The organism is Ralstonia sp. SET104, from assembly GCF_003851545.1.
Lineage (GTDB): Bacteria > Pseudomonadota > Gammaproteobacteria > Burkholderiales > Burkholderiaceae > Ralstonia.
Genome location: NZ_BHVX01000002.1, coordinates 416,165 through 425,600 on the forward strand (window position 1 = coordinate 416,165; position 9,436 = coordinate 425,600).

A 9,436-nucleotide genomic window follows, 5' to 3' on the forward strand; every position below is an offset into this window, starting at 1 on the left:
GCAGGTTCACTTCGCCGGGTGTTGTTTTTGATGCGGTCAGCCGGACTTTCAGCGAGACGTCATGCAGACGTCGATAATGGGTGGATCGCCCGCCGGCGTTTGACGACCCTGCCGTGACCCAACTCACCCTTCCCGGATTCGAAGCCACTCCGCAACTGCCCGCGCATCGCCTGTTTCTGGCGATCAAGCCCGACGCTGACACCGCAGGGCACATCGCGGGGCTGATCGAACAATTGCGGCCCGTGGTGGGCTTTAAGGGCAAGGCGCTGCGTGCGGAGCGCCTGCATATCACGCTGCACCACCTGGGTGATTTCGTTCACTTGCCACCCGAGGATGTCGTGGCGCGCGTGCGTGCCGCGGCGGGCAACCTCGCGTTGCCGCCATTCGATGTCACATTCAACCAGGTGGTGAGCTTCCATGGCCGGCGCGATCGTCGGCCGTTTGTGCTGCTGGGCGATGCAGGTGTGGCTGGTTTGATGGCGTTTCAGGCAGCGCTGGGCGGGGCGCTCCAGCATGCCGCCGTGCCGTTGCTGCACGGGCACTTCCAGCCGCACATCACGCTGCTGTATGACCGCGGCGGCTTTGCCCCGAAAGCGGTCGAGCCCATCACCTGGACGGTGCGCGAGTTCGTCCTCATCCATAGCTGGCTGGGCAAGACGCGCTACGACGAACTTGGTCGTTGGCCGCTCAAGGGTTGAGCGGCCTGCCGTTACGCCAGGTGTCTCCAGTCGGATGGGATTGCAGAGATGCCGCTAGCGTTGGTTGCCTGACTGCCTGATTGGATCAAAAAACCACCTGGAATGCGCATATTCGTTTCAGCAATCGATCAATCAAATATGGATCGCATTACGGCCGCCCAAGTGTTTGCTGTGGCAATTGCCGTCATCTGATCGGCTCGGGAAGCTTCCGGCGCATCGCCAGCAGGCCCAGCGCCAGCACGCAGAACGCCGCACCCGCGTGGAATGTCGCGTCCGCGCCAAGCTGGTCCCACAGCAACCCCGCCAGAACGCTGGCCACCAGCATGGCCAGCCCGCTCACGAGGTTGAACATGCCGTATGCGGTGCCGCGCAAATCAGCCGGTGCAGTGTCGGCCACCATGGTCGCCAGCAAGCCCTGTGTGATGCCCATATGCACGCCCCACAGCGCCACGCCCACGAGGACCACGCCCCAATGGGCAGACAAGCCCAGCACCGCATCAGCGGCGATCAGCACAATCAGCCCGAGCGCCAGCAGCTTCGTATGGCGCATGCGGTCTGAGAGCTTGCCGAACGGGTATGCGGTGAGCGAATAGACCACATTCATCGCCACCATCACCAGCGGCACGAGCGCGATGGGAATGCCACCTTGCTGGGCGCGCAGCACCAGAAACGCTTCGGAAAAGCGCGCAAGTGCGAAGACCGCGCCGATCATCACGACCCACCAGTACGCGCCGGGCAGCCGCTTGAGGTTGTGGCGGCGGATCGGGTTGGTGCGTCCAGTGCCGTTATGGGCCTCGGGCTCGCGCAGTCCAAACATCAGCAGCGCCACCGATAGCAGAGCCGGTATCACGGCCACCCAGAACACGGCGCGAAAATGATCGCCCCACAGCAGCATCAACCCGACGGCCAGAAGCGGCCCCAGAAACGCCCCCACGGTATCGAGCGATTGCCGCAACCCGAAGGCGGCGCCGCGCAGCGCGGGGGGTGCTATATCGGCGACGAGCGCGTCGCGCGGCGCACCGCGGATGCCTTTGCCGACGCGATCGAGCAGGCGTGCCGTCAGCACAATGCCTGCCGTGGGTGCCATGGCAAACAGCGGTTTGGAGAGCGCGCCCAGCGCATAGCCGAATACCGCCAGACCCTTGCGCTTGCCGAGGTAGTCGCTCAGCGTGCCGGAAAAGATCTTGACGACCAGCGCGGTCGATTCACCCAGCCCCTCGACGAGCCCGACCGTCAACGCGCTGGCGCCCAACGCTGACACCATGAACAGCGGCAGGAGGCTGTGGATCATTTCGGAGGCGATGTCCATCAGAAGGCTGACGCAGCCGAGCACCCAGATGCCGGCGGGAATCTGGCGCAGGCCGCCAGAAGGTGCGGCGTCGGTTGGGGAGGGTGTCATGGTTGATTTTGCGCTTGGCCGCGGGCGTCAGGCAAACGGCGCAAAGAGGCTGTTGAGCTTGGCCCCGCTGGCGGCATCCCGCGCAAAGTCGAAGGTGCCGCTGCGCTCGTGCAGCGCGCGGAAGGCGTTGGCTTTTTCGATCTGGGTCGGCATGGGCTATCCGGTGTGAGGTGGATGGGGGTTGGGCTGCAGTGCTGCGGCGCAGGCGAGCGCGTCGTCCAGGCGGTCATTGCTTCAGAACATGGCGTCGCCGACAAAGAATGCAGGAGCGCCAAAGATGCCACGAATCTGCGCGGCGTATGGTTGCTCGCGCAGGTGGTGTCGCTGTCGGCACTGCGCGTGGCGTGCCGTGTGCGCTTAACGGGTTTCACGCAAGTTCGGATGGGCCGCACGCATGCGTGGCCTGGGTCGCCGCTTGCGAGCAGATCCACGCGGCCACATCGCGAACGTTTGCGGCATGGCTGACGCCGGAGGGCGCGTTTTCCTTTGTGACGCTGGCGTCCTTCTGCGGATAGCGACTGCGTGGAGGCCTGATTTGTGAAACAATACCGGGTTATTCACTAGTGGGTACTGGTACGGTTTGCGCGGGAAAGGCATCGGTTTTGCGGTGTTTTCCTGTGAATGCCACCGTTCAGACATGACTTACGCCGTCAAGGAAATTTTCTACACGCTGCAAGGCGAAGGTGCCAACACCGGCCGCGCAGCCGTCTTCTGCCGCTTTGCCGGCTGTAATCTCTGGAGCGGGCGCGAAGCCGATCGCGCCACCGCCATCTGCCAGTTCTGTGACACCGATTTCGTTGGCACGGACGGCACGCAAGGCGGCAAATACACCACCGCAGACGCTTTGGCCGATACCGTCGCTGCCGAATGGCCGGCCAGCGCCACGGGCGGCAAACCGCTCGTCATCTGCACTGGCGGCGAACCGCTGCTGCAACTGGACACACCGCTGATCGACGCGCTGCACGCACGCGGCTTTGAGATCGCCATCGAGACCAACGGCACCATCGCCGTGCCTGAAGGTATCGACTGGGTGTGCGTGAGCCCGAAGATGGGCTCGGAACTGGTCGTTACACGTGGCGATGAGCTGAAGGTGGTGATCCCGCAAGACGGGCAAGACCTCGACGCATATGAACGGCTGGATTTCCAGCATTTGTTCCTGCAGGCCATGGACGGCCCGCTTGCGCGGCAGAATACGGCGCTCGCCGTTGAACTGTGCCAGCGCCGGCCGCGCTGGCGCCTGTCGCTGCAAACCCATAAGATGCTGGGCATCCGCTAAGGCGGGCCGCAGCATTTTGTCCCAGTCGTTTCAGCCGTTTTGCGGCGTCCGCTGCCGCCTCCTTGCTCCATGACCAAGACCGTTTCCATCACGCGCCGGCTCGAATTTGATGCCGGCCACCGCATCCCGGGCCATGCCGGCCAGTGCCGCAACCTGCACGGCCATCGCTACCAGCTCGAACTCACGCTCGAAGGCGCTGTCCTGCACAACGACAAGGCCGCCGACGACGGCATGATCCTCGACTTCGGCGACGTCAAACAGCTCGCCAACAAGCATCTCGTTGATCTGTGGGACCATGCGTTCCTCGTCTATCGCGGTGACACGAAGCTGGTCGAGTTCCTGAACGGCATGGAGGGCGGTCACAAGACCGTCGTACTGAACGACGTGCCGACGGTCGAGAATCTCGCGCAAGTCGCGTTCGATATTCTCGAGCCCGTGTTTCGCAACACGTTCGGCCACCATTTGCGCCTGTCCAAGCTGGTGCTGTACGAAACCCCGAACTGCTGGGCCGACGTCAAGCTCGCGCGCCCGCACGAGCAGGATTGATCGGACTTGCCAGACCCGCATGACCACGCCGCACATTCTCACGCCGCCTGCTGACATGTCCGGGCACGAGCGCGACGGTTACTGGATGCAGCAGGCGCTGGTGCAGGCCAAGTTCGCGTGGGGGCAGGGCGAGGTGCCAGTGGGCGCGGTGGTGGTGCGCGGCAACGAGATCGTCGGCGTCGGCTATAACGCGCCGATCGGCACACACGACCCATCTGCGCACGCCGAGATGCGCGCCCTGCGCCAGGCCGCAAAAAAGCTCGGCAACTACCGCCTGCCTGACTGCGAAGTCTTCGTAACGCTCGAGCCGTGCGTGATGTGCGCCGGCGCCATGCTGCATGCCCGCGTGGCGCGCGTCGTCTATGGCGCGCCCGACCCCAAAACCGGCGCCGCTGGCAGCATCCTCGACCTGTTTGCCGAGACGCGCCTGAACCACCAGACCACCATCACCGGCAGCGTGCTCGCGCAGGAATGCGGCGACATGCTGCGCGCTTTCTTCGCCGAGCGCCGCGCCAGCCAACGTGCTGCGCGGCTGGCTTGCGCTGAATCCGACGATTCCACCTCCGCCACATGACCACCGTCCGCCTGATTGCGCCTTCCGGTTACCCGAACGATGCGGCCATTGCCGAGCGCGGCGTTGCGTTTCTTGAAGCGCAGGGCTGCACGGTCGTCAATCGTGAATGCCTGAGCCGACAGCATCAGCGCTTTGCCGGCGGCGAACTGGCGCGGCTGGCGGATTTGCAGCAGATCGGTACGGGCAGCGGTCAGGAAATCGCCATGGCCATCCGCGGCGGTTACGGCCTCACGCGCCTGCTTGACCATATCGACTTCATCGAGATCGGCCGCCGCGCGCAGGCGACCGGCGCCATCATCGTCGGCCACAGCGATTTCACGGTGTTCTCGCTGGCGTATTTGGCCGCCACGGGCGGGGTGACGTTTGCCGGCCCGCACCTGTGCTCGGATTTCGGGCTCGAAGCGGTGGATCCGTTCATGGTCGAGCACTTCTGGGGCATCCTGCGCACCCCGACGTATTCGCTGCGCGTGAACGTGCCGCAGCCCACGGGCTGTGCGCACCCAGGCCGCTATGCCGGCACGCTGTGGGGCGGCAATCTGGCCATGCTGTGCAGCCTGGTCGGCACGCCATACATGCCGGCAATCCGCGACGGCATCCTGTTTGTTGAGGACATCAACGAGCACCCCTACCGGGTCGAGCGCATGCTGCTGCAATTGCAGCAGGCTGGTGTGCTGGACGCTCAGCAGGCGCTGGTGTTGGGTGATTTTTCCGGCTATCGCACCACGCCATACGACGCTGGCTACGACTTTGGCGCCATGCGCGATTACCTGGCCGAACATCTGTCGATTCCGGTCATTACCGGTTTGCCGTTCGGCCATTGCCCGACCAAGGCGACGTTGCCGATTGGCGCGCAGGCAGAACTGGATATCGATGCCACGGGCTTTACGCTGCACTTGTCGGGGTATCCGACATTGCTCGGGTAGGTCATCCTGTAAGCCGCTCGCCCATCCGGGTCACGCTCGGGTGGTAAAATCCCAGGTTCTCCAAATGGCATCCGGCAAATGCTTGCCGCGCCAGATCACCGCTTTCCAAATCAAGGTTTCCACGTGCTTTCCACCGCCAACATCACCATGCAGTTCGGGCCCAAGCCCTTGTTCGAGAACATCTCGGTCAAGTTTGGCGAGGGCAATCGCTACGGCCTGATCGGTGCCAACGGCTGCGGCAAGTCGACCTTCATGAAGATCCTCGGCGGCGATCTGGAACCGAGCGCTGGCAACGTGATGCTGGAGCCGGGCGTGCGCCTGGGCAAGCTGCGTCAGGACCAGTTCGCCTATGAAGACATGCGCGTGCTGGACGTGGTGATGATGGGCCACACCGAAATGTGGGCTGCCGCGCAAGAGCGCGATGCCATCTACGCCAACCCGGACGCGACCGACGACGACTACATGAAGGCCGCCGATCTGGAGGCCAAGTACGCCGAATACGATGGCTACACCGCCGAGGCACGCGCGGGCGAGCTGCTGCTGGGCGTTGGCATTCCGACCGATCAGCACAGCGGCCCGATGAGCAATGTCGCGCCCGGCTGGAAGCTGCGCGTGCTGCTGGCACAGGCGCTGTTCTCCAACCCGGATGTCCTGCTGCTGGACGAACCCACCAACAACCTCGACATCAACACGATCCGCTGGCTGGAATCGGTGCTCAACGAGCGCAACTCCACCATGATCATCATCTCTCACGATCGCCACTTCCTGAACTCGGTCTGCACGCACATGGCCGACATGGACTACGGCACGCTCAAGGTCTACCCGGGCAATTACGACGACTACATGGAAGCCTCCATGCAGGCGCGCGAACGCCTGCAGGCCGCCAATGCGCGCGCCAAGGAGCGCATCTCGGATCTGCAAGACTTCGTGCGCCGCTTCTCGGCCAACAAGTCCAAGGCTCGCCAGGCCACGTCGCGCCTGAAGATGATCGACAAGATCAAGGTGGAAGACATCAAACCGTCGTCGCGCCAGAACCCGTTCGTCCGTTTCGAGATGGAGAAGAAGCTGCACAACCTGGCGGTGGAAACCGAGAACGCGCGCAAGACGTACGACCGCAAGATTTTCGACGGTCTGACGATGGCCGTGCGCGCGGGCGAGCGGATCGCCATCATCGGTGAGAACGGTGCGGGCAAGACCACGCTGCTGCGCAGCCTGCTGAACGGCGCCGTGAAGACCGGCGTGCAGCGCGGCATTGAGATCGACGGCGGCTCCGTCAAGTGGGCCGAGAACGCCAACGTCGGCTACATGCCGCAGGACACCTACGAAGAATTCCCTGAAGACCGCGACCTGATGGACTGGATGAGCCAGTGGACGCAGGCCGGTGACGACGACCAATCGCTGCGCGGCACGATGGGTCGCCTGCTGTTCTCGGCCGACGACATCAAGAAGAACGTCAAGGTGCTCTCGGGTGGCGAGAAGGGCCGCATGATCTGGGGCAAGCTCATGCTCGGCCGCCACAACGTGCTGGCGCTGGACGAGCCGACCAACCACATGGACATGGAGTCGATTGAATCGTTGCAGATCGCGCTCGACAAGTTCGAGGGCACCTTGATCTTCGTGTCGCATGACCGCGAGTTGATCAGCGCCCTGGCCACGCGCGTGATCGAGGTGCGCCCGGACGGCACGCTCACCGACTACCTCGGCACGTACGACGAATACCTGCAAAGCCAGGGCGTCGAAATCTAAGCCAAAAGGCGGCCACGAGTGCCGCCTTTTTTATTTCCCGGCGCAGGCTTAGCCGGTGGCCTCGTCGATCAGCAGGTCGAGCTGGGCGATTACGTTGTGGGTATCGGGCTCGCCGCGCGTCTTGGCCAGCGCGGCCCTGAGCGTCTCACGCAGGGCAACGAGTTCGTCTACGTTGCCGGCTTTCTCCACCTTCATCTCCAGCAGATAACCACGCAGGCCGAGGTAGCGGCTGATGGTTTCGGTGTAGAAGCGATAGAGGCGTTGATAACCTTCGGCACTCGGCTCGCTTGACGCGGCCGCTGCAGGGGCGGCTTCAGTCGGTGCCGCTGCAGCAGCCGGTGCAGCCTTCACCGCAGCGGCGCCGTGCACGTGCGGGCGGATATACCCGTCGTGTTCCAGCGCATCGAACACCGCTTGCGTCATGCCAAGCGGCTGCAGTTGCGCCAGGATGTCGTCGCAGGTCTTCTCGCCGTTGATCATCAGGAGCACCGCGCGGTGGCGTTGGTCCAGGTGGTGCGCACGTGTGCGGATCTCGTCCTGACCTTTATCGGTTTTCTGGTAGATGCTGGTGGTCATGCTTGTCTCCCTCGGCCCGGCGCGTCTGCAATGCGCGCTCTGCTGGCTCTACAATAGAACGATCATAACCGCCCGGGTAGCGATAGCGGTCTTAGTCGCAAACCCGGATAGCACAACGCGCAAACCGCGCATCCACCAGAGCGAGACGACCAACGATGCAGCAACGCGACAAGCTTTTCATCAATGGCAAATGGGTGGCGCCGCAGGGCAAGGGCGTCATTGAAGTGATTCATTCGGCTACTGAAGTTGTGATGGGGACGATCCCTGAGGGCAGCGCCGCCGACGCCGAAGCCGCCGTGGCTGCCGCTCGCGCCGCATTCGACAGTTGGGCCGCCACGCCGGTGGCCAAACGCGCGGAATACATCCAGAAGATCGCCGATGGCCTGCACGCCCGCAGCGAAGAACTGGCCCAGCTGATTGCCAGCGAGGTCGGCATGCCGATCAAGCTGGCGCGCGCCATCCAGGTGGGCGGCCCAGTGTTCAACTGGGGCAATTTCGCCAAGCTGCTTGGCAAGTTCGAGTTTGAAGAGCAGGTGGGCAACTCGCTGGTGGTGCGCGAACCGGTGGGCGTGGTGGGTGCCATCACACCGTGGAACTACCCGCTCAACCAGATCACGCTCAAGGTGGCCCCCGCGCTGGCAGCCGGTTGCACGGTGGTGCTCAAGCCGTCGGAAGTGGCGCCGCTCAACGCGTTCGTGCTGGCCGAAGTCATTGAACAAGCCGGTCTGCCGCCGGGCGTGTTCAACCTTGTCACCGGCTATGGCCCGGTGGTGGGCGAGGTGCTGGCAAGCGACCCCGATGTCGACATGGTGTCATTCACGGGTTCGACGCGTGCCGGCAAGCGCGTGGCCGAACTGGCATCGCAGTCGGTCAAACGCGTGGCGCTGGAGTTGGGCGGCAAGTCTGCCTCGGTGATTCTGGATGACGCCGATCTGTCGGCGGCGGTCAAAGGCACGTTGTCAGCGTGTTTCCTGAACTCTGGGCAGACGTGCTCGGCGCACACGCGCATGCTGGTGCCGCGCGCCAAGTACGAAGAGGTCAAGGCGCTGGCCGCGCAGTTTGCCGCCAGCTACGTGCCAGGCGACCCGGCGCAGGAAACCACGCGCCTTGGGCCCCTGATCTCCGCCGTGCAGCGCGATCGCGTGCTGGGCTACATCCGCAAGGGCATTGAAGAGGGCGCTGACCTCATCACTGGCGGCCCGGACGCACCGGAAGGCCTGTCTACCGGCTTCTTCGTCCGGCCGACGGTGCTCGGCAACGTCAAGACGACCGATACCGTGGCGCGCGAAGAAATCTTCGGCCCCGTGCTTACCGTTATCTGCTATGACGACGAGGAAGAGGCCGTCCGCATTGCTAACGACAGCATCTACGGCCTTGGCGGTGGTGTGTGGTCGGGCGACGAGGCGCGGGCGATTCGCGTGGCGCGGCGCATCCGCACGGGGCAGGTCAATATCAACGGCGGGCCGTTCAACATGCAGGCGCCGTTTGGCGGCTACAAGCAGTCCGGCAACGGGCGCGAGAACGGCAAATACGGGCTGGAGGAGTTCCTGGAATACAAGGCGATGCAGCTCAATCCTGCCCAGACGGCCTGATTGGCTCAGCGTGCAGCACCAATGAAAAACCCGGCCGAAGCCGTAATGCCGTTCAGTTAAGGTCTTTCCGAAGATATCGAAGGGCATAACGAGCAGGACGGGATTT

Annotated in this window: 10 protein-coding genes and 1 pseudogene; 7 read left to right on the forward strand and 4 right to left on the reverse strand. The window is 63.7% G+C overall.

Annotated features, from left to right (window positions below; genetic code table 11):
* Positions 1 to 113 precede the first annotated feature (113 nt).
* On the forward strand, positions 114 to 698 hold the full coding sequence (gene thpR / locus PSUB009319_RS04560; protein ID WP_124381058.1) for an RNA 2',3'-cyclic phosphodiesterase: 585 nt from the start codon (positions 114 to 116) through the stop codon (positions 696 to 698).
* Between the two features lie 184 nt (positions 699 to 882).
* Here the strand turns inward: thpR and PSUB009319_RS04565 are convergent, their stop codons facing one another.
* The 3 genes and pseudogenes from PSUB009319_RS04565 to PSUB009319_RS23390 all read right to left on the reverse strand — a co-directional run.
* Positions 883 to 2,097: an MFS transporter gene (locus tag PSUB009319_RS04565; protein WP_124381059.1), complete on the reverse strand. Its 1,215-nt coding sequence runs from the start codon at positions 2,095 to 2,097 to the stop codon at positions 883 to 885.
* A 27-nt stretch (positions 2,098 to 2,124) separates the two neighbouring features.
* Positions 2,125 to 2,250 carry a hypothetical protein gene (locus PSUB009319_RS23125; RefSeq protein WP_260392876.1) on the reverse strand — a complete coding sequence of 42 codons (126 nt, stop codon included), beginning with the start codon at positions 2,248 to 2,250 and terminating at the stop codon, positions 2,125 to 2,127.
* Positions 2,251 to 2,253: 3 nt separating this feature from the next.
* Positions 2,254 to 2,412: pseudogene (locus PSUB009319_RS23390) on the reverse strand (2-hydroxychromene-2-carboxylate isomerase); the annotation flags it as partial.
* Positions 2,413 to 2,734: 322 nt separating this feature from the next.
* Here PSUB009319_RS23390 and queE point away from each other — a divergent pair.
* From queE to PSUB009319_RS04595, 5 genes are all read left to right on the forward strand, one after another.
* On the forward strand, positions 2,735 to 3,373 hold the full coding sequence (gene queE / locus PSUB009319_RS04575; RefSeq protein ID WP_124381060.1) for a 7-carboxy-7-deazaguanine synthase: 639 nt from the start codon (positions 2,735 to 2,737) through the stop codon (positions 3,371 to 3,373).
* 69 nt (positions 3,374 to 3,442) lie between these two features.
* Positions 3,443 to 3,919 (forward strand): 6-carboxytetrahydropterin synthase QueD, encoded by a 477-nt coding sequence (queD, locus tag PSUB009319_RS04580; RefSeq protein ID WP_124381061.1) that lies wholly within the window; start codon positions 3,443 to 3,445, stop codon positions 3,917 to 3,919.
* 19 nt (positions 3,920 to 3,938) lie between these two features.
* Positions 3,939 to 4,493, forward strand: a complete 555-nt coding sequence (gene tadA / locus PSUB009319_RS04585) for a tRNA adenosine(34) deaminase TadA (RefSeq protein WP_124381062.1) — start codon at positions 3,939 to 3,941, stop codon at positions 4,491 to 4,493.
* The gene (gene ldcA, locus PSUB009319_RS04590) at positions 4,490 to 5,416 is read left to right on the forward strand and encodes a muramoyltetrapeptide carboxypeptidase (protein WP_124381063.1); all 927 of its coding nucleotides are present in this window, start codon (positions 4,490 to 4,492) and stop codon (positions 5,414 to 5,416) included. The genes tadA and ldcA overlap by 4 nt, the downstream gene beginning before the upstream one ends.
* Positions 5,417 to 5,539: 123 nt before the next feature.
* Complete coding sequence (locus tag PSUB009319_RS04595; RefSeq protein WP_124381064.1) at positions 5,540 to 7,162, forward strand: ABC-F family ATPase; 1,623 nt, start codon at positions 5,540 to 5,542, stop codon at positions 7,160 to 7,162.
* 48 nt (positions 7,163 to 7,210) lie between these two features.
* On the opposite strand, the gene PSUB009319_RS04600 is transcribed toward PSUB009319_RS04595, so the two are convergent.
* Entirely contained in the window at positions 7,211 to 7,738 is a 528-nt protein-coding gene (locus tag PSUB009319_RS04600) for a hypothetical protein (RefSeq protein WP_124381065.1), read from the reverse strand.
* A 155-nt stretch (positions 7,739 to 7,893) separates the two neighbouring features.
* On the opposite strand from PSUB009319_RS04600, the gene PSUB009319_RS04605 reads away from it, so the two are divergent.
* Positions 7,894 to 9,330, forward strand: a complete 1,437-nt coding sequence (locus PSUB009319_RS04605; RefSeq protein WP_124381066.1) for an aldehyde dehydrogenase family protein — start codon at positions 7,894 to 7,896, stop codon at positions 9,328 to 9,330.
* Positions 9,331 to 9,436 lie beyond the last annotated feature (106 nt).